Source organism: Ensifer sp. ENS06 (assembly GCF_014852205.1).
Lineage (GTDB): Bacteria > Pseudomonadota > Alphaproteobacteria > Rhizobiales > Rhizobiaceae > Ensifer > Ensifer adhaerens.
Map to the genome: position 1 here is coordinate 152367 of NZ_JACVBC010000005.1, position 18568 is coordinate 170934.

Sequence of the window (18568 nt, forward strand, 5' to 3'; positions counted from 1 at the left end):
CCGGCCGGATGTCCCGAGCGGGAAGCGGTCCGACCATTGGCCCCTACCCTAACGTGAGTGTTGGAGCCCGGGAATGGTCATCGGTCTATTTCGTTGAATTCCGGTTAGCAGCCTAGCACTTGCCCCACGACAGCGATGCGAAAGGGCATGCGAACTGCTTGGCGCAAATACTGAAAATCGCCGGCGGCAAAAAAAGAGGCTCCGCGACTGGTACGACACGGAGCCCAAGTCTTCAGGGAAAGAGGTGGGCGTTACGCTGCGTTGATCGCCTTCACAGTTTCTTCGATGCGGTGGCAGGCGGCACGCGAGCCGTCAGCGAAGCTGCGCATCTCCGGCCGCTCGCTCTTGCAGCGCTGGTCTGCAAACGGGCAACGCGGATGGAAGGTACAGCCGGACGGCGGGTTCAGCGGGCTCGGCACTTCGCTCGCCGCAATGCTGCGCCCGCGCTTTGGATGGGTAATATCCGGGATCGTCTCCAGCAGCAGCTGGGTATAGGGATGCCTCGGATTGGCAAAGAGCGTCTCGGTGTCGGCCTCCTCGACGATGCGTCCGAGATACATCACGGCGATCCGGTCCGACATGTGGCGAACCACGCTCATGTCGTGGCTGATGAACAGATAGGTCAGCCCCATCTCGTCCTGCAGCTTGCGCATGAGGTTGAGGATCTGCGCCTGGACCGACACGTCGAGCGCCGAGGTCGGCTCGTCGCAGACGAGGAACTCCGGCTCGCCGGCAAGCGCGCGGGCAATCGAGATACGCTGGCGCTGGCCTCCCGAAAACTCGTGCGGGAACTTGGCACCGTCCGAGGGCGCAAGGCCGACGATCGTCAGCAGTTCGCCGACCCGGTCCATGATCTCGGCTTCGGAGTTGCGCAGCTTCAACTCGCGCAGCGGTTCGGCGATGATGTTGCGCACCCGCCAGCGCGGATTGAGGCTTGCATAGGGATCCTGGAAGATCATTTGGGCCGAGAGCGGCTCGCCGTTCTTGCTCGGTGCAAACCGCACCTCGCCTTCGCTGGCGCGATAAAGACCTGTGACCAGCCGCGCCACCGTCGACTTGCCGCAGCCAGATTCGCCGACGAGGCTCAGACAGCCGCCCATGGGCACGCTGAAGCTGATGTCGTCCACGGCGCGCACGAACTGCCGCGGTTTGCGCTCGATGACGCGGTTCAGCCAGGGTGCCGAAACGTCGAAGTTGCAGGTCAGGTCGTTGACCGTCAGGGCATCACTCATAGCACTCCTCCTGCATTGAGCCAGCATGCGGCGACGCCGGTCCCGACCGGCGCCGGTTCGGGCCTATCCTTGCGGCAACGCGGCCCGGCATCCGGGCAGCGCGGGTTGAAGGCGCAGCCGGCGGGGATCGCGTTCAGCCGCGGCATGGAACCGTCGATCTGGTTCAGCCGCTCGACGCGGCGGCCAAGCGCCGGGATCGAGCCCATCAGGCCCCGCGTATAGGGATGACGGGCGTTTTTCAGCACCTCGGCGACCGGGCCGATTTCGACGAGCCGCCCGGCATACATGACCGCGACGCGATCGGCCGTCTCGGCAATCACGCCCATGTCGTGGGTGACGAGCATGACCGCCGTTCCGTGATCATCGCAAAGACGGCGAAGCAGCGAGGTGATCTGCGCCTGGATCGAGACGTCGAGCGCCGTCGTCGGTTCGTCGGCGATGATCAGCTTCGGTTCCGCGGCAAGTGCCAGGGCGATGACGACGCGCTGGCGCATGCCACCCGAGAACTGATGCGGGTAGTGGTCATAGCGTGCCTCGGGCGCCGGAATGCCAACTTCCTTCAGGAGCTGGATCGCCCGCGCCTTGGCATCGGCCTTGGAAAGCTTCAGGTGAAGGCGGATGGTTTCAACTAGCTGCGCCCCGACGGTGAAGAGCGGGTTCAGCGAGGTCAACGGGTCCTGGAAGATCGCCCCGATCTGCCGGCCGCGCACCTGCTGCATCTGCTTGTCGTCGAGCTGGTCGATGCGGCGGCCGCCGACCCAGACCTCGCCGCCGGAAATGCGGCCAGGCGGCTCCAGAAGACCCTGGACGGCAAGACCGGTCATCGACTTCCCGGCGCCGGATTCACCAACGACGCCAAGAATTTCGCCGGGGCGAATGCTGAGCGAAACGTCGGATAGCGCCTGCACCGTTCCATGGCGGCCAGGGAATTCGACGCAGAGACCGCGCACGTCGAGCACGGCCGATGAGGTATGTTCAGTCATCGCTGCACCTCCAATGGGTAGCTCGGCGGGAAGATCTCGCTGACAGGCGGGTGACCGAAGCTCCGCTCCGGATACTTGGCAATCAGGCCATCGAACTGGACCTGTGCCTGCGCGCGTGCCGCGTTCATGTCGAAGCCTGCCACCTCGCCATCGCGCATCGACAGACGGCCATCGACGAAGACCGCCTTGGTGACGCGTCCGGAACCACCGACGACGAGCGTCGTGATCGGATCGATCGCCGGCGCCATGTGATGGTCCATGAGATCGAACACGGCAATATCGGCACGGGCGCCCGTTTCCAGGCGACCGAGATCCGAGCGACCGAGGGCCTTGGCGCCGCCAAGTGTCGCAGCATCAAAGAGATCGGCGCAGCTGACGGCTGACGGGTCGCCTTCGACGACGCGGGCAGCGATCAGGCCGACGAGTAGGTTCATCAGCATGTCCGGCGGCGTCGTATCGGTGCCCATGGCAATATTGACGCCGCGGGCCTTGACCGAGCGGAACGAGTTGAGCGTGCTTCCGCCGCGGGCCGAAACCAGCGGGCAGTGCACGATACTCACGCCGTTTTCGGCATAGAGACGCAGATCGTTGTCGGTCGCCTGGGTCGCATGCGGCGCAATCAGCCGGTCGCTCAAGAAACCGAAGCTCGCCAGCCATTCCGGCGCCGTCTTGCCATGCAGGCGGCGGACGGTGTCGACCTCCATCGTGCCCTGCGCAGCATGAAGCCGGATCGGGCAATTGAGGTCGCGCGCCGCATCGGCGGTGCGCACCAGCAGTTTCTCGGTGCAGGTTTCCACCCGGTCGGGAGCCAGCAGGCCCTTCACCAGGCCACCATGGCGACCTTCATGGTCACGGATGAAGCCAATCGCGTCGTCAAGGCCCTTCAGACCCCTTGCCTCGTCGAAGATCGCTTCGAGCTGACCCGGCGCCGACACCATCATGCCGCCGGCGCGATAGGCCGGGCTCAGATAAACGCGAAGACCCAGGTCACCTGCGGCGTCGGATGCGGCGGCGAATTCAGCAACGGTCTCGCCCCATTCACGATAGAAAAGCGAGGCGATCGGCGCTGCGGTGGTGATGCCATTCAAGAGAAGCTGCGCGAAGGCGAAGCGCTTCTGGAACGCCAGCTCCTCCTGCGTGTACATCTCATAGGGGCCGCGCTCGATGTAGCTCAGCGGCCAGACGCGACCCTTGGCCCAACCAGGCTGATGGTCGATCGCTAAGATCGTCGTGTCGAGATCAGACAGCGCATCGAGGTCGATGAGCCCGGGGCTGATCATGGCTGCGCCGAGATCGATGCGGCGTGCCACCTCTCCTTCGAAACGTGGGCCGACATAGAGCAGCGTGCCGCCCTCGATGACGACTTCGCCGTTCGGGATCAGCCGGTGCGAACCGTCGCGGTGCCCGAGCACCCATTGTGCTGTCAGAAGCGTGCGTCCTTCGGCTCGCTCACCGAGCGTCAAATCCTTGATGTTGGTCATGGGATCGCCACCTCCGCAACGCCGTTGCGGGCGACGACGCGGCCACGCTTGACGACCAGCGGCCGCGGCGCGACGTCGACGACGGCATGCGCCAGCGTCTCGCCGGTGAGCAGGGTGAAATCGGCATCGCAGCCAACATCGAGGCCATATCCCTTGATATCCATGACGTCGGCGCCGCCCTTGGAGCAGACGTAAAGCGCATGTTCGAGATCGACGTCGCGGCGCAGGCCGTTCTTCATGCCGAGGATGCGGGCACGATCCATCATGTCGGGTTGGCCCCACGGACCCCAGGTGTCGCGGATACCGTCGCAGCCGGCAGCAACCTTCACGCCGGCATCCTTCAGACGCAGGATCGAAGGCACGGTCGAAGACGGAGAGCCTGTCGTGACGATACGGATATCGAGTTCGGCGATCTGTTCGATGAGACCGCCGACGCGCAGATAATCCGGTGCGCCGAGCGCAAAGGCGTGGCTGATTGCGACCTTGCCCTGCATGCCGAGCGCGCGGATGCGCTCGAACATCATCTCCATGCTGAAGGCGCCGAGTTCGCCCTGCTCATGCAGGTGAATGTCGATCGGCTTTCCATGTTTTTCGGCAAGGCCGAAGATCGCGTCGAGATGGCCCTTCGGGTCGCGATCGATGCCACAGGGGTCAATGCCGCCAAGGACTTCCGCGCCATTGCTCAGAGCCTTGTCGAGCAACTCGACAGTGCCGGGCCGCGTGACGAGGCCCGACTGCGGGAATGCGACGATCTCGATATCGATGACATCTTTCAGCACCTGGCGGGTCTCGATGATGCCTTCCATCAGCCGAAGGCCGTGGGTGGTGTCGATGTCGACATGGCTGCGGATGTGGCTTGCGCCATTGGCAGCGAGCATGATCGCCTGGCGCATGGACTGACGGTGCGGGTCGATGCCGATTTCCAGCCGCTTTTCGCGTTCGAAATCGATGCGTTCGCGCAGCGTTGCGGTCTTGGCGTTGACGTGCCAGGGCATGCCCCAGACCGACTTGTCGAGATGGGTATGCGCCTCGATCAGACCGGAGATCACGATATGACCGTTGCCGTCTTCCACGGCCACGCCATCGGCGGCGAGGCCCTTGCCGAAGGCGGCGATCTTGCCGTCGCGCACCAGGATGTCGGTCGCTTCGCCGGCGTTGGGCCTGACGTTACGGATCAGGAGATTGGACATCATTCACCTCAATTTCGGATTGAGCGCATCGCGCAGCCAGTCACCGAGAAGGTTGACCGAAACCACGAGAAGGCAAAGCTGGACGACGGGGAAGAGCACCACCCACCATACGCCCGAAAACAGGAACTGGTTGCCGAGACGGATCAGCGTTCCAAGGCTCGGCTGGCTCGGCGGCATGCCGATACCCAGGAACGAAAGCGTCGCTTCGGTCAGGATCGCCATGCCGAAGTTGAGGGTCGCAGCAACCATGATCGGCGTCAGCGTGTTCGGCAGGATGTGCTTCAGCATGATGCGCCGCGCTGGCGTTTTCAGAAGACGCGCCGCCTGAACGTATTCCTTGCCGCGCTCGACGATCGTCTGGGCGCGCACGGTACGGGCATATTGCACCCAGGCGCTGAGCGTGATCGCCAGCACCAGAACGGCGGCAGAGCCGACGTCCCGCAGTTCCGGCGGCAGCATCTGGCGCGCGACGGCACTGACGAGAATGGCGATCAGGATCGTCGGGATCGACAGAAGCACGTCGCCGATGCGCATCAGGAAATTGTCGATGAAGCGGCCGAAATAGCCGGCAACGAGGCCGAGGCTAAGGCCGACGGCGAGCGAAAGCACGACCGAGGCGACGCCGATCAGGATCGAGATGCGCGAGCCATAGAGAATGGCCGAGAGCATGTCGCGCCCTTGCGTGTCGGTGCCGAGCACGTAAGGCCATTGGCCGTCGGCCTCCCAGATCGGCGGCAGCTCGGAGTTCCAGAGCTCGAGCTGAGCCGGATCGAAGGGGTTCTGCGGCGCAATCAAAGGTGCTGCAAAGGCGGTCGCGATCAGGAACGTAAGGATGATCGCGCCGATGATTGCCGAAGGCTTGTGGGTGAAGGACCACCAGAGATCGCTCTGGCGCCAGCGGGCAAGCCGCGAAGGCTTGCGCGCCGGTGTGGTTTGCTGGACGTGATCTGTCATGGCAACGACCTCAGCGGGTTGCATCGCGCAACCGCGGATCGATGACCGCATAGGCGATATCGACGAGCGTATTGAGCGTGACGAAGATGAAGGAGACGATGCAGAGATAGCCCGCCATGACCGGCATATCGAGGAAGGTGACCGCCTGGATGAAGAGCATGCCCATGCCCGGCCACTGAAACACGGTTTCGGTGATCAGCGCGAAGGCGATCAACGAGCCGAAGTTCATCGCCGTCATGGTGACAACCGGCATCAGACAGTTCCTGAGCGCATGTCGGAAATAGATCCGCCACCGCGGCACGCCACGGGCGCGTGCGAACTTGATGAAGTCCGAGCGCAGCACTTCCATCATTTCTGCGCGCACCAGACGCATGACCAGAGTGATCTGGTAGAGCGCGAGTGCGAGCGACGGCAGAAGCAGCGACGCGCGGCCCGACGACGTCAACAGGCCGGTGCTCCACCAGCCGAGCTGCACCACATCGCCGCGCCCGAAAGCAGGTACGAGGCCGAGCGTTACGGCGAAGACGAGGATCAGAAGGATACCGACGACGAAGCTCGGCAAGGAGACGCCGATGATACTGACGAACTGCAACCCCTCGGAATACCATCGCCCTCGGTGGATAGCGGTCAGGACACCAAGTGGAAGACCAATCAGGAGAGACAGGACGGTTGCGACCAGCGCCAGTTCCATCGTTGCCGGGAAGCGCTCGGCAATGAGCTTCATCACGTCCTGGCCGTTGCGGTAGCTGATGCCGAAATCGCCCTGGGCGGCATTGCCGACGAAGCGACCGAACTGGGTGAGGAACGAATCGTTGAGCCCGAGCTTTTCGCGCAGCTCGATACGGTCGGCCTGCGACATCTGCTCGTTGGCCATCAACTCGACCGGATCGCCGGCGAAGCGGAAGATCAGGAAGGCGAGCAGCGCGACGGCGAGCATGACCAGCACGGCATTGGCCAGCCGCTTGATGAGAAAGACAATCATTGGGTTTCTCGCTGAATGAGGAGCCCCGGCAAAGCACGCTCTGCCGGGGCAAGAAAACTCAATCGCCGATACGGGTCAGCCAGTGACGCGGCTTGTTGTCGGCCCGAATGGTCACATCCGTGACGTTCTTCGACATTGCCCAGGCCATCGGCTGCTGGTGCAACGGGATCATGATGACCTCATCCTTGGCGAACTTCAGCGCCTCGGTTTCGATCGCCAGACGCTTGTCGTGATCCATCTCGAGCGCGGCCTTCTTCACCATCGCGTCGAGTTCCGGATAGGACCAGCCGCCATAGTTGGCGACGCCGGCCGCGCCTTCACGGGTCGAGAGAACCTGAACCAGGATCGAATAGGCATCGAGCGTCGGCTCGTTGGCCCATCCGATCATGTAGGCGTCGGACTTGCCGCCGGCGCGCTTCGGCGCCTGCACGGCGCGCGGACCGATGTCGAGGGTTGGCTTCAGGCCGACGCGCGACAGCATAGAGACCAGTGCGCTGCAGACGTCTTCTTCGTTGACGCTTTCGTCGTTCATGCAGACGAGCGTGAACTCCTTGCCGACGGCGCCTGCCTCTTCGAGCAGCTTCTTGGAGAGTTCCGGATCGTAGGCGGTCGGCACATCGAGTTCGGCGCTGTAGCCCGGGATTTCCGGAGCAACCATGGTGCCGGCGACATGCGACTTGCCGCGCATCACGCGCTTGAAGATCAGTTGGCGGTCGATGGCATGGTCAATCGCCTGGCGCACCTTGATGTTGTTGAAGAAGTTTTCGCGACCGTCGGCGAAGGTCTCGTGACGGTTGAAGACCATGTGCACGGTGCGCAGGTCAGTGCGCTCGATGACCTTGATGTCCGGCGAGCTCTTTAGGCGCTCAAGATCCTGCACCGGCGCACCATCGGTCAGATCGATTTCGCCCGAAAGCAGCGCTGCAACGCGGGTTGCGGCCGAGGTAATCGGCATGAATTCGATGCGGTCGAGATTGTGCTTCGGCGTATCCCACCAGCCGTCGTTCTTGATGAGAACGGTCTTGCTGTCGGGCACGCGCGATTCGACCTTGAACGGGCCGGTGCCGTTAGTGTTGTAGGTGGCGTAGCCTTCGACCTTGGCGCCGACATCGGTCGGCAGCTCGGACTTGTTGTCGACCAGCCAGTCCTTGTCGAACATGAAGATGTTGGTCATGTCGTTGAGGAAGAGCGGGTTTGGCGAATTGACTTCGATGTCGACCGTGTAATCGTCGACCTTGGTGGTCGAGACATAGGCCGGAATGTTGCCGCGCAGCGGCGAGGTCGGATGGCTGACGCGGGCCATGGAGGCGACGACGTCGTCAGCGTTGAACTCGGCGCCGTTTTGGAACTTTACGCCCTTGCGCAGATGGAAGCGCCAGACCTTGTCCTTGACCATCTCCCAGCTCGTGGCGAGGGCCGGCTCGACCTTGAACTCCGGCGTATAGCGGGTCAGGCCTTCGTACACGTGGTTGAGGAAGGCCAGGTTCGAGGTGCTGCCATAGGAATAGGGGTCGAGCGAGAAGATATCCCGCGGGCTACCCCAACGCAGCGTTTCGGCGGAGGCCGAGGATGCGAGAAAGGCAAATGCCAACCCCGCGAGGAGATGCTTTCTCAGTTTCATGTCGTTCCCTCTGTTTTCTCATCAGTCGCCATATGCAGGCGCCCTCACCCACTCGTGAGCAAGTTGCCCTAGATTTGAAGCTGTCGGCGACAATGTCAACTATTTTGTCGACAATTTTGTATGCATGATTGTTTAAAGTCGCATGCGGCGGTGAAAACGACGGCCCACCAGCGGACCAGGGCATGGGAAAAATAAGGGGGAAGCGGCAACCATGGAGCGAATCGAAACCGGAGAAGCGCCCTTGCAAACCGGCGGCGGGCATCCTGGCATGTCTGCGTGCAAACAGGATTCGTTAGGAAACACCCGTATTTATGAGTGTTTCCGCATGTGAACGTGGCGGAGACCTTGCCACCAACGACCCGCGAGCCTTCCCGTGGGATGGTGCGCGCGCCGGTGGCGGCGGTTGCGATCGCAGCCCCCGCTGACATCGGCTGCAGATTTTGACACGTCCGCATGTCCAGCTCGCCCGCGTGGCATGCGCAAATCTCCGGAATTGGCCGAAGGTGGCACATGGCGGGCCACGGGCGTCTCCACCGGTGGGGCAATGCGCTCAGCCAGCATACCTGCTTCCCACGCTCCAAAAAACCGTGGGCAAGCTGAAGTCCATGGCTAGGCTCGGCGCTGCAGCTCTCCTAGATTGGCCGCTCGAAAATGTGAGGAGAAATGCGCGTGAAAGTCTATCTCGCTGGCCCGGAAGTGTTTCTGCCCAATGCGGCGGAGATTCAGAAATTGAAGGCAGAGTTGGCGCGTGCAGCCGGGTTCACACCGCTCGTGCCCGGCGATCTTGAGATTCCGCCGGCTCCGACCAAGCATCAGCGCGGCCTTGCGATCTACGCCGTCGACGAAGGCATGATGCTTGCCGCCGACATGATCATCGCCAACCTGACACCGTTTCGCGGCATCAGCGCCGATGTCGGCACGGTCTTCGAACTCGGCTTCATGTGCGGTCACAGTAAGCACGTCTATGCCTATACGAACACCTCCCGCAGCTACTACGAGCGCATCTTGCACGACCACTACGGCGGCAAGGCCGGCTTGCGCCTCGACGGCCGCATGGCCGGTCCGGACGGGCTCAGCATCGAAGACTTCGATATGGCCGACAACCTGATGCTCGATGGCGGCGTTCTGCGAAGGGAAGGCAGGCTCGTCCAGCGCGAAGTGCCTGAGGCCGATCGCCTGACCGACCTGCAAGCCTTCAAGGAATGCCTTGCGATTGCCGCAAAGCGGCATTTGGCATAACGACCGATTGGGCCGCGGCTTTGTGACGGCGATCAGTCGCTGGCGCAGGGCCAGCCCGCCGGCGTGCTCATGCCGGCGGGAAGCTTGGTCGAGCTGTCACCGCAAGTCATGTCGACCTGCTCCTGTTCAAGTCCGGTTGCCTCGGACAGGTCGACGCCCTCGATACGTGTCAGGAACATGAACGCCCCCTGGAAATCGATCGGGCCGGAAAAACTCGTGCTGGTCAGGTCCGCGCGCGAAAGGTTGGCATGGGTAAACCGGGTTCCGGTGAGCTCCGCCTTGTCGAAATTCGCCCGGCCGAGTTCGGCCTTTTCAAAGCTTGCCCCCGTCAGGCGGGCACCGCCGAAATTGGCCCGCTGCAGCTCGGAATTGACGAACGATGCCTTCTCGGCGGAGACGCCTGCGAAATTGCACCGATAGGCTTCGATTTTGGAGAAGTTCGCGCCATTCGCGGTAGCCCCCGCAATCGAGGATCGAACCAGAGTTGCCTTTTCCAGATTGGCTTCTGTCAGGTTCGCACCGCGCAGATCCGTCAAGGTGAAGTCGGTGTTGACGAGATTGGCACCCTGAAGGTCGCTGCCGCCGAGCATAAGCGCTTTCTTGTTGCAGTCGGTCCAATCGGCTCCAGGCGATGCGGAATCCTTGCAACTGGCGGCATGCGCCATCGACGGCGCTGCGAACGCCACTAGGCCTATAGCCGCCGCCGGAACGACCAGTGCCTTCATGACGTCGGCCACGATCCTCGATGCCTTTGCGCTAGCCGGGCGCAGCGTACCCCGCTCCTGGCCGAGATTGATTTTGAGGATGTTCATGGCGCCGCTCCAGGACCCGAGGGTCGAATCGATTGCATATCAGGTGCTTCGCGCGCCTTTCCGCCGACTGGCATCGCCGGTCATGCGCGCGTATTCGTTAAACGTATGACGTTGCTCGCCTTTATGCAAATGACAGAAATGAAAACGGTCCGTTTCAGATCGATACGGCCAGCAGCCAGTCACGCAACGCCGCGCTTGGTCCATGGTCGCCGATCGCTGACGGCGACAGCAGATGATAGGCCGTACCGTCTTCGATAAATCCGCATGGCGCGGCCAGGATGCCATTGTCGATATCGTCGCGGACGAGTTGCCAAGGCCCGATCGCCACGCCGATCCCGGCGATGGCCGCCTGAAGGCTGATATAGAAATGCTCGAAGACTTGGCCGCGCTGTTCGGGTGCGGCGCGGTCTGCCGTCGTCCCCCAGGTCTCCCACGCATTTGGCCGCGTTCGCGTATGCAAGGGGATCGCGTCCTTGCGCAATTGAGGCAAAGAGCCGGCCTCAGCCTCGTTAAAAAACAGGGCGATTTTGTCCGTTCGGCAGACCGGACCTATTCGCTCCGGAAAGAGCGGCACGGCATGCGTGCCGCCCGCTCGAGGAAAATCATCGCGTCGGATCGCCAGATCGATGCCACGGCCCAAGGACACCGGCCCACCTCCGGCAACGAGATGGATAGACACCTCCGGATGCCGCGCCTGGAAATCAGGAAGGCGCGGTATCAGCCAGCGCATCAGAAGGGTCGGCTCGCAGGACACCACCAGCGCCGGCGTTCGCGCCACGTCCCTGATCTCCCGGACGGCACTCTCCACCAGACCGAAACCTTCGCGCACGGCCGCCGCCAGCTTTCGCCCGGCTTCTGTCAGGAAGACACGCCGGCTGCGGCGTTCGAACAGCGCCACGCCGAGTTCATCTTCGATAAGCCGGACCGCGCGACTGATCGCGCCGTGCGTCAGATGGAGCGCGTCCGCGGCGCGACTGAAGCTCTCGAGTCTGGCCGCCGCCTCGAAACAGCGCAGCGCCGCCAGCGGCGGAAGCCGCGTCGCCGACATCTGTGAGTGCAGCTCACCAAAATGGTCAGAACTCATCGTTAGTCGCTTCTCATCGATCAAGTTATTTAGACATTAATGAAAGAGACGAACGGGAAAGACAATGACTGAACTGTTAGCTGTAGTAACCATTACAATCTTTGCCGTCATCAGTCCGGGACCGGATTTCGCGATGGTGACACGCAACAGCCTGCTTTTGTCGCGGCGGGCCGGCGTCCTGACGGCGCTCGGTATCGCCGCCGGCGTCTGGGTCCATGTCGCCTACACTTTGCTCGGCGTCGGCCTCTTGATTCGCCAGTCGCTATTTCTCTTCACAGTCCTGAAGTTCGTCGGCGCCGCCTATCTGATCTGGCTTGGCATCAGGATGCTACGCACCAAGCCAGCCGAAACGACGGGCTTGGCCGTGCATCCCGCACTCTCCGACATCGGTGCGCTGCGTGTGGGGTTTCTCACCAACGCGCTCAACCCCAAAACGACGATCTTTGTCGTCAGCCTGTTCATGCAAGTCGTCGGGCCGACCACGGCTCTGCCCGTCCAGATGGGTTACGGCGCGTTCATCTCTGCCGCGCATCTGATCTGGTTCGCAATCGTTGCCCTGTTCTTTTCCTCCGGCACGGTGCGGCTTCGTCTTATCGCGCTTCGCCATTGGATCGATCGCACCTTCGGCGCCCTGCTCGTCGGCTTCGGCGCGTTGCTGGCAACGGCAAGCGTGACACGCTAGGCGACGCTTGGTCGCGGGCGTGCCGCTGCATTCCCACTGTTAACACTTGCCCTCAATCGGATAACCATGCAATATCCATACAATTAGCATGAGGTAATCGCGATGACGGACGTGCGCTTGGGAATTTCGTGGCAACCGGTAATCCGTAAATCGGATGGACCGCTTTATCTCGCGATCGCCGACGCCATCGCTGCCGATATCAGCGAAGGGCGCCTTTCCGAGGGGATGCGTCTGCCGCCGCAACGCACGCTTGCCGAGGCGCTGGGGATCGACTTCACCACCGTCAGTCGCGCCTATAACGAAGCCCGGCATCGCGGCCTCGTCGAGGGCCGGGTCGGCCAGGGCACCTACGTGAAAACGCGACGCATCCGAACCGGCCGTACGCCGGCAGGCGGCCTCATCGACATGAGCATGAACCTGCCGCCGTTGTTCGACGACCCGATGCTCGCCGCTCGGCTCTGGGACGACATGGCGGCGCTGCAGGCCGAGCATGGGCTCGAACTCCTGATGCGATACCAGCCGCCGGGCGGCACCCTGCACAACCGTGCTGCAGGCGCCGCATGGCTGAAACCCAGGCTGGGCGAGGTTCCGGCTGAGCGCGTTCTGATTGCCGCTGGCGCGCAAGGGGCTCTGCTTGCCACGCTTGGCAGCCTGACCAAGGCCGGTGACATGATTTGCGCCGAGGCAATCACCTACCCCGGCCTCCGCGCGCTCGCAGCACATCTCGGCATCAGACTGCACGGCCTCGCCATGGATCGAGAGGGCCTCCTGCCCGAAGCATTCGAAGAACTCTGCGCGAAGGAAACGCCGAAAGCGCTCTATTGTAATCCGACGCTTCACAATCCCACGACAACGACACTTTCGCTCGAACGGCGCCAGGCGATCGTCACAATTGCCCGGCGGCACGACGTAGCGATCATCGAAGACGATGCCTATGGCGCCCTTCCCGTTTCGACGCCGCGCCCGTTGGCGGCGCTGGCGCCTGACCTGGTCTACTATGTCGGCGGCCTTGCGAAATGCCTGTCGCCGGCCTTGCGCATCGCCTATCTTATCGTGCCGGACAGCCGAAGCTCGGTCCGCGTCGAAGGCGCGATCCGGGCCACTGTCGGCATGGCGTCCCCTCTTGCGGCCGCTATCGCCACGCGCTGGATCGAGGACGGGACGGCTGACGCCGTGCTCGCAGCCATACGTAGAGAGACGGCGGCGCGACAGCGCATCGTCTCCGAGCTTCTTCCAGCCGGCGTCGCACAAACGCATCCGCACGCGTTTCACGCCTGGCTGCAGTTGCCGCCGCCCTGGACACGCGGCGAACTGAGCGCGCGATTGCAAGCAGCCGGCATCAGCGTCGTTGCAAGCGACGCCTTTGCGCTCGGCGCGCCACCGGAAGCCGTCCGCCTCGGCCTCGGCGCCGCTGCCGGCCACGCGGAGCTGCGACGCAGTCTTCTTGTCATCAACGACCTCATCGGCCAGCCCCCCGCCGCCTCAAGCTTCGTGGTGTAAATGGTCGGCGGGCGAAATTGTCGCAGACATGTATGCATACAATAAATTGACAATGTATGTTTTTCGGCGCCTAATCTTGGCGAGCCTGATGCGGCCCCAAGAAGAAGAAGCGGCCGCATATCCAGGCAATCTCGGCGCAAAACTCCAGCGCCAACCGGAACGCCTGAAAGGAACAAACATGTCTTCCGATAGTGATTGGCCGCCGATCCCGCCCATGCAGACTGGCTTGCGCGGCCGCTGCCCGCGCTGCGGGCAAGGGCACCTGTTCAACGGCTTCCTGAAGATGCGCAAGGAATGCGAAGTCTGTGGCCTCGATTACTCCTTTGCCGATCCGGCCGATGGCCCCGCTTTCTTCGTCATCTGCTTTGCCTGCGTACCGAGTGTTTTCCTTGGCGTCTGGCTGGAAGTTCAATACAGCGCACCGCTCTGGATACACCTACTGGTGACCGGGCCCTTCATGCTGCTGACCTGCATTCCGCCGCTTCGCCCCCTGAAGGGCTGGCTCGTCTCAAGTCAGTTTTTCTACAAGGCTGAGGAAGGCAAGGTCGTAAGGCGAAACGCCGAGCCGCCGGTGGCGACGCAGTAGATCTTCGAAGGCTCACTCCTGAGCGAAAGAGAAGCCCAAAGCCTCCGTGTATACCCCTAAAAAATAATTGCGCCGCCAACTGTTGATAGTTGACGGCGCTTTCACCGGAAGCCTCTCTTCTCAAAGGCCGGCTCTACGTAAAATAACAAAATCAAGACGTCAACGTGCAAACTGTGAAGTTTTTATGAGAGCATTTTGTCATATAAAGGCTTCGCTTTTAATATAGTTCGGATTCATTACTATCATCTGTAAGATAAACTTATTTTAGAAATATATGATAGTTGCCGAAGTGCAACAGTTTATAGTAATAGCTGTTCACAAACGCTCGAAACGCGTTTGTTGCGTAACTGTCTTGTTTTTTGTGATAGCGGTGTCGCCGCTGCCCGCTGCGAGTCATCGCAGTGGTTCATTTCGTAGCAGCGCGAGCGAGGTAACCGATAAATCTCTGGGGGACACCAGGGGCGGGCCTTGTTGACCTTGATAACCATTAGAGAGATCGATCGAATGACTATCAAAAGCCTTCTTCTCGGCTCCGCTGCTGCTCTCGCAGCAGTTTCCGGCGCTCAGGCTGCCGACGCCATCGTTGCAGCCGAGCCGGAGCCCATGGAATACGTTCGCGTTTGCGACGCTTTCGGCACTGGCTACTTCTACATCCCGGGCACCGAAACCTGCCTCAAGATCGGCGGCTTCATCCGTTTCCAGACTTCGTTTGGTCGTGACGCCGCTGATAGCCGCTACAATCAGGAAAAGTTCGGCGGCCAGTCTACATCTGACTGGGATTCCTTCTCGCGCGCTTACATCTCGTTCGACGCCAAGAGCGACACCGAATACGGCACGCTCACTGGCTTCTTCGCTGCTGAATTCAACGCCGACAACGACACCGACGCTGGCGACAGCCTGATCGACGTTGATGAAGCCTACATCCAGCTCGGCGGCCTCAAGGCCGGCTTCTTCTACAGCTGGTGGGATAAGGGCCTGAACGGCGAAACCGACTCGATCGGCAACGTCACCGAATTCAACTCGATCGCCTACCTCTATGACGGCGGTTCGTTCCAGGCCGGTATCGCCGTTGACGAACTTGAAGGCACCTCGACCAAGTCGAACGGCGTTGGTGTTGAAGCCATCGTTTCGGCTACGCTCGGTGGCGTTTCCTTCGACCTGCTCGGCGGCTACGACTCTGAATACGAAGAAGGCGCAATCCGCGCTCTGCTCTCGGCCGACCTCGGCCCGGGTGTCTTCCAGGTCGCCGGTGTTTGGGCTTCGAACCCGAACGCATACTGGAACGCTTCGGAGTGGACCGTTGCTGCTTCGTACGCCTTCAAGGCAACCGACAAGCTGAAGATCACCCCCGGCGTTCAGTACTGGGATAGCCTGCGCACGGGCAACGACTTCAACAACGACCTCTCCAAGTGGCGCGCTGGCGTAACGCTCGACTACGCGATCACCGAAGGCCTCGCGACCCGCGTATCGGTTCAGTACGAAGACACCGACAAGGTTGGTGGCGGTTCGGACGACCAGGTTCTCGGCTTCGTCCGTCTGCAGCGTAACTTCTAATCCGAATAAAACTCGGATGAAAGAAGCCCGCAACATCGTAAGACGTTGCGGGCTTTTTCTATGGTGGAAGTAAAATTGGCCGCTGTTCTTGTGCCACTCTTCAGAAAAGCCGAATTACTTCGATCGAAGCCGGCATGAGCGCTTTGCGCGATTGCAATTGTTCTGGAGTGCCTGCCGCTTTCTGACCGCAAACAATCACCGCGGGTTCTGTTTCGGCCGCTCACAGGTTCGAGATGCGTCAGGTGACGCGCATGCAAAAGCCCGCAAGATCTCGATCTTGCGGGCTCGCCTATGTCTGGCGTCGGTTGCGACCGACCGCGTGTGCGGCTCAGTTTGCCGGCGTTGGCTCTCCAAGTGAGAGCATCAGCCGGTTTGCCCAATTGAAAAAGGCGGCACCATGGATGACGTCGGCGATCTCCAGTTCGTCTAGGCCCGCTGCCGAAAGTCGGCCGATGTGCTCCTCCCCAAAGGTAGGCGGGGTCGCCGTCAACGCCACGGAAGCGGCGACGATTGCATTCCAGCGTTCGCCGAGATCGGTTCCGACGCCCTCGTCGAGGAGCTTCTGCACATCCTCTGTGCGCTTTGAGTGATGCGAAGCGAAGCGCGAATGTACCGAGGCGCAGAAGATGCAGCCGTTATATCTAGACGCGGCGGTCGCCGCCAGTTCGCGCTCGGCGCGCGGCAGGCCCGAGCGGGTGTTGTAGAAGATGTCCTTGTCAGTTTTCGTGCGCGCTTCAAGCACTTCCGGATCGCGCACGAGCAGGCGGAAGTAAGGCGACTTTGCGCGCCCAGCCTCGACCAGGCCTTTGAGGTGACGCTCCGTCAGCTCTTCCTCAGGCAAGGGCTGCAGCCACGGTGTCCAGCCGATCTCGGCCTGCGTGAAGGTAACAGGCGGATTTTCAACGATCGGGATGATGGCATGTTCGGTCATTCGCATGTCCTTGAGTTCTTAAGCCGCAGCGCGCTTCGTGGCGGTCGACAGCAAGCCAAGACCGGTGATGACGCGGATCTGAAACGCAACGAAGGAAATCAGCTGCGACAGGGTCACGACACCATTTGTCGTCCAGCCAGCGTCGAGCAAGGCTTGCAACGCCTGCGGGCTGGCATCACGCAAATGGAAGACGAGCAGGTGGGCGTGCTCCAGCGCGGCGGACAGCTTACGGCCGAGCACCTCGCGGCTTGACCGTGATACTTGATAGAGTGGGCCGACTTCATTCTCTCCATTAAGGGGCCCGTCCGGATAGTTGCCGTATGGCCCTGTTGCCCGTCCTACCCCGATCTCGGCCTTGATAACCTCGATCAACCAGCGATCGTTGTCGCTATCCTCGAAAGGACTGCTGTAAAATTCGAAAATGTCCGGCTGACGGTGCAGGCCGGCAACGAAACTTCCGACCGCATGCCGCTCCGCCGCCGACACGTCGCCGAAATCCGCGGGCTGAAAGAGTGCAAGATAGCTTTTCTGCGCCTGTTCGCGGGTTTCCGGCCGTTGGGCGCGAATGCGGTCGAGCGCCGACCCGGCGGTGATGCCGGCCAGCAGATCGATGATATCCGGTGACGTGGTGGTCATGACGTCGTCTCCTTTGAAAAATGGAACCAGCTGTCCGTTTCAACCGACGGCGCCGAAACGCCGGGCATGGAATTTCTCCTGCGGCGACCAGCCGAGCGCCGGAGCGACCTTGGTGGCGATGAGCTCGATGGAGCGCAGAATCAATGGGTGCGGCGGATCAACGGAATGAACCTGGAACACCAGATCGGTGACACGCTCCAGCGTTTCATCTGCGCTGAGACTGGCAATGACGTCGTCAACGGAGCCGACATGCACGTCGAAGGCCGCAATCAGATCGGCAAGTGAATTGCCGGGAACTGTATGACCGCTAGCGATCAGTCGTTCCGCACCCCGTCTCAACCCAACCTCGGCAAGCCGCAACGCTTCGGCACGGCTGTCGGCAACGAACAGGCTGCGAGAACCGAGGATACGCGGCGCGCGGCCGGAAGGAAGCGCATGCAGATAGGCGTCGATGATCGGGTTTTGCAACGCCGCCAGCGAAGCGTGCGGATTGTCTTCTGGCCGCGGTTGGGTGCGTGACAACATCAGGCCGTCGCCGGCCCGCCCTGCCCGCTCGCCACCCGCCACCGAAAAGGTTGCCTGCCAGATACGGCCGAGCAGTTGCGGCGCTGACGGGTAGAGGCGATCTCCGCCTGGAAGGGCCCGACCTGCCCAAGCGTCGAGAACCGTTTGGAGATGCCTGCCGAAGATCGCGCCGCGATCGGCGCTTTCCAAGCCAAAGGCCGTGAAGGAGGACGGCGTGCCGCCGGTCCCGAACCCGACCTCCAGTCGCCCGCCGGAGAGCAGATCGAAAACGGCGGCGTCCTCGGCCACCCGGATCGGATTTTCGAGCGGCAGCGTAATGACACCGGTCCCGAGGCGGATGCGCGTCGTCTCCGCGGCGACATGAGCAAGGAAAACCAGAGGCGCCGGAAGGCCGCCTTCGTCCGCGTGGAAATGGTGCTGCGCGACCCAGGCCGTGTCGAAGCCGAAACGCTCGGCGGTGACGATCTGCTCCTTTGCGTAGTAGTAGCGGGTGCCCGCCTGAACGTCGTCGAGCAGCCGGGTAAAAAAGCCAAGGCGTTTGCGTGGCGTCGTCTCAATCATGGTCGGTCCTGTCTG

17 protein-coding genes are annotated in these 18568 nt (G+C 61.8%); 5 read left to right on the forward strand and 12 right to left on the reverse strand.

Features of this window, described 5'->3' with window-relative positions:
* Nucleotides 1–251 precede the first annotated feature (251 nt).
* Genes IB279_RS19870 through IB279_RS19900 form a run of 7 tightly spaced genes read right to left on the reverse strand, consistent with a single transcriptional unit; the run spans nucleotide 252 to nucleotide 8443 of the window.
* Complete coding sequence (locus IB279_RS19870) at nucleotides 252–1232, reverse strand: ABC transporter ATP-binding protein (protein ID WP_234798773.1); 981 nt, start codon at nucleotides 1230–1232, stop codon at nucleotides 252–254.
* Entirely contained in the window at nucleotides 1229–2215 is a 987-nt protein-coding gene (locus tag IB279_RS19875) for an ABC transporter ATP-binding protein (protein WP_034797922.1), read from the reverse strand. The genes IB279_RS19870 and IB279_RS19875 overlap by 4 nt, the downstream gene beginning before the upstream one ends.
* Entirely contained in the window at nucleotides 2212–3696 is a 1485-nt protein-coding gene (locus tag IB279_RS19880; protein WP_192339609.1) for an amidohydrolase family protein, read from the reverse strand. The genes IB279_RS19875 and IB279_RS19880 overlap by 4 nt, the downstream gene beginning before the upstream one ends.
* Nucleotides 3693–4886, reverse strand: coding sequence for an amidohydrolase family protein (locus IB279_RS19885; protein ID WP_090297411.1), 1194 nt, complete (start codon nucleotides 4884–4886; stop codon nucleotides 3693–3695). Before IB279_RS19885 ends, IB279_RS19880 begins: the two co-directional genes overlap by 4 nt.
* Before the next feature lie 3 nt (nucleotides 4887–4889).
* Nucleotides 4890–5840 carry an ABC transporter permease gene (locus IB279_RS19890; RefSeq protein WP_060529200.1) on the reverse strand — a complete coding sequence of 317 codons (951 nt, stop codon included), beginning with the start codon at nucleotides 5838–5840 and terminating at the stop codon, nucleotides 4890–4892.
* Between the two features lie 10 nt (nucleotides 5841–5850).
* A complete protein-coding gene (locus tag IB279_RS19895) occupies nucleotides 5851–6822 on the reverse strand; it encodes an ABC transporter permease (RefSeq protein ID WP_034797927.1) in 972 nt (323 codons plus the stop codon).
* 58 nt (nucleotides 6823–6880) lie between these two features.
* Nucleotides 6881–8443 (reverse strand): ABC transporter substrate-binding protein, encoded by a 1563-nt coding sequence (locus tag IB279_RS19900; protein ID WP_060539346.1) that lies wholly within the window; start codon nucleotides 8441–8443, stop codon nucleotides 6881–6883.
* 663 nt (nucleotides 8444–9106) lie between these two features.
* On the opposite strand from IB279_RS19900, the gene IB279_RS19905 reads away from it, so the two are divergent.
* Nucleotides 9107–9682 carry a nucleoside 2-deoxyribosyltransferase gene (locus IB279_RS19905; protein ID WP_060521100.1) on the forward strand — a complete coding sequence of 192 codons (576 nt, stop codon included), beginning with the start codon at nucleotides 9107–9109 and terminating at the stop codon, nucleotides 9680–9682.
* A gap of 32 nt (nucleotides 9683–9714) precedes the next feature.
* Here IB279_RS19905 and IB279_RS19910 read toward each other — a convergent pair whose 3' ends face one another.
* Nucleotides 9715–10407 carry a pentapeptide repeat-containing protein gene (locus IB279_RS19910; RefSeq protein ID WP_090297408.1) on the reverse strand — a complete coding sequence of 231 codons (693 nt, stop codon included), beginning with the start codon at nucleotides 10405–10407 and terminating at the stop codon, nucleotides 9715–9717.
* 241 nt (nucleotides 10408–10648) lie between these two features.
* Nucleotides 10649–11602 carry a LysR substrate-binding domain-containing protein gene (locus IB279_RS19915; RefSeq protein WP_244546774.1) on the reverse strand — a complete coding sequence of 318 codons (954 nt, stop codon included), beginning with the start codon at nucleotides 11600–11602 and terminating at the stop codon, nucleotides 10649–10651.
* 40 nt (nucleotides 11603–11642) lie between these two features.
* Here IB279_RS19915 and IB279_RS19920 point away from each other — a divergent pair, with 40 nt between their 5' ends.
* The 4 genes from IB279_RS19920 (at nucleotide 11643) to IB279_RS19935 (ending at nucleotide 15900) form a co-directional block, all read left to right on the forward strand.
* Entirely contained in the window at nucleotides 11643–12260 is a 618-nt protein-coding gene (locus tag IB279_RS19920) for a LysE family transporter (RefSeq protein ID WP_113187720.1), read from the forward strand.
* A 102-nt stretch (nucleotides 12261–12362) separates the two neighbouring features.
* Nucleotides 12363–13760: a PLP-dependent aminotransferase family protein gene (locus tag IB279_RS19925; RefSeq protein ID WP_090297240.1), complete on the forward strand. Its 1398-nt coding sequence runs from the start codon at nucleotides 12363–12365 to the stop codon at nucleotides 13758–13760.
* 178 nt (nucleotides 13761–13938) lie between these two features.
* Nucleotides 13939–14346, forward strand: coding sequence for a DUF983 domain-containing protein (locus IB279_RS19930; protein WP_060521096.1), 408 nt, complete (start codon nucleotides 13939–13941; stop codon nucleotides 14344–14346).
* A gap of 504 nt (nucleotides 14347–14850) precedes the next feature.
* On the forward strand, nucleotides 14851–15900 hold the full coding sequence (locus IB279_RS19935) for a porin (RefSeq protein ID WP_090297235.1): 1050 nt from the start codon (nucleotides 14851–14853) through the stop codon (nucleotides 15898–15900).
* Nucleotides 15901–16228: 328 nt separating this feature from the next.
* On the opposite strand, the gene IB279_RS19940 is transcribed toward IB279_RS19935, so the two are convergent.
* From IB279_RS19940 to IB279_RS19950, 3 genes are read right to left on the reverse strand one after another with little or no spacing between them, the layout of a single operon-like run.
* Entirely contained in the window at nucleotides 16229–16831 is a 603-nt protein-coding gene (locus tag IB279_RS19940; protein ID WP_090297233.1) for an alkylhydroperoxidase domain protein, read from the reverse strand.
* 18 nt (nucleotides 16832–16849) lie between these two features.
* The gene (locus IB279_RS19945) at nucleotides 16850–17467 is read right to left on the reverse strand and encodes a CMD domain protein (RefSeq protein WP_192339611.1); all 618 of its coding nucleotides are present in this window, start codon (nucleotides 17465–17467) and stop codon (nucleotides 16850–16852) included.
* A 39-nt stretch (nucleotides 17468–17506) separates the two neighbouring features.
* Nucleotides 17507–18553, reverse strand: a complete 1047-nt coding sequence (locus tag IB279_RS19950) for a putative FMN-dependent luciferase-like monooxygenase (protein WP_090297227.1) — start codon at nucleotides 18551–18553, stop codon at nucleotides 17507–17509.
* Nucleotides 18554–18568 lie beyond the last annotated feature (15 nt).

Bases quoted from the DNA above. Each gene is read 5' to 3' on its own strand.
- IB279_RS19885 (WP_090297411.1), bottom strand. From the start codon at position 4,886: ATGTCCAATCTCCTGATCCGTAACGTCAGGCCCAACGCCGGCGAAGCG.
- IB279_RS19890 (WP_060529200.1), bottom strand. From the start codon at position 5,840: ATGACAGATCACGTCCAGCAAACCACACCGGCGCGCAAGCCTTCGCGG.
- IB279_RS19940 (WP_090297233.1), bottom strand. From the start codon at position 16,831: ATGACCGAACATGCCATCATCCCGATCGTTGAAAATCCGCCTGTTACC.
- IB279_RS19900 (WP_060539346.1), bottom strand. From the start codon at position 8,443: ATGAAACTGAGAAAGCATCTCCTCGCGGGGTTGGCATTTGCCTTTCTC.
- IB279_RS19870 (WP_234798773.1), bottom strand. From the start codon at position 1,232: ATGAGTGATGCCCTGACGGTCAACGACCTGACCTGCAACTTCGACGTT.
- IB279_RS19935 (WP_090297235.1), top strand. From the start codon at position 14,851: ATGACTATCAAAAGCCTTCTTCTCGGCTCCGCTGCTGCTCTCGCAGCA.
- IB279_RS19920 (WP_113187720.1), top strand. From the start codon at position 11,643: ATGACTGAACTGTTAGCTGTAGTAACCATTACAATCTTTGCCGTCATC.
- IB279_RS19895 (WP_034797927.1), bottom strand. From the start codon at position 6,822: ATGATTGTCTTTCTCATCAAGCGGCTGGCCAATGCCGTGCTGGTCATG.
- IB279_RS19910 (WP_090297408.1), bottom strand. From the start codon at position 10,407: ATGAAGGCACTGGTCGTTCCGGCGGCGGCTATAGGCCTAGTGGCGTTC.
- IB279_RS19925 (WP_090297240.1), top strand. From the start codon at position 12,363: ATGACGGACGTGCGCTTGGGAATTTCGTGGCAACCGGTAATCCGTAAA.
- IB279_RS19905 (WP_060521100.1), top strand. From the start codon at position 9,107: ATGCGCGTGAAAGTCTATCTCGCTGGCCCGGAAGTGTTTCTGCCCAAT.
- IB279_RS19880 (WP_192339609.1), bottom strand. From the start codon at position 3,696: ATGACCAACATCAAGGATTTGACGCTCGGTGAGCGAGCCGAAGGACGC.
- IB279_RS19950 (WP_090297227.1), bottom strand. From the start codon at position 18,553: ATGATTGAGACGACGCCACGCAAACGCCTTGGCTTTTTTACCCGGCTG.
- IB279_RS19945 (WP_192339611.1), bottom strand. From the start codon at position 17,467: ATGACCACCACGTCACCGGATATCATCGATCTGCTGGCCGGCATCACC.
- IB279_RS19930 (WP_060521096.1), top strand. From the start codon at position 13,939: ATGTCTTCCGATAGTGATTGGCCGCCGATCCCGCCCATGCAGACTGGC.
- IB279_RS19875 (WP_034797922.1), bottom strand. From the start codon at position 2,215: ATGACTGAACATACCTCATCGGCCGTGCTCGACGTGCGCGGTCTCTGC.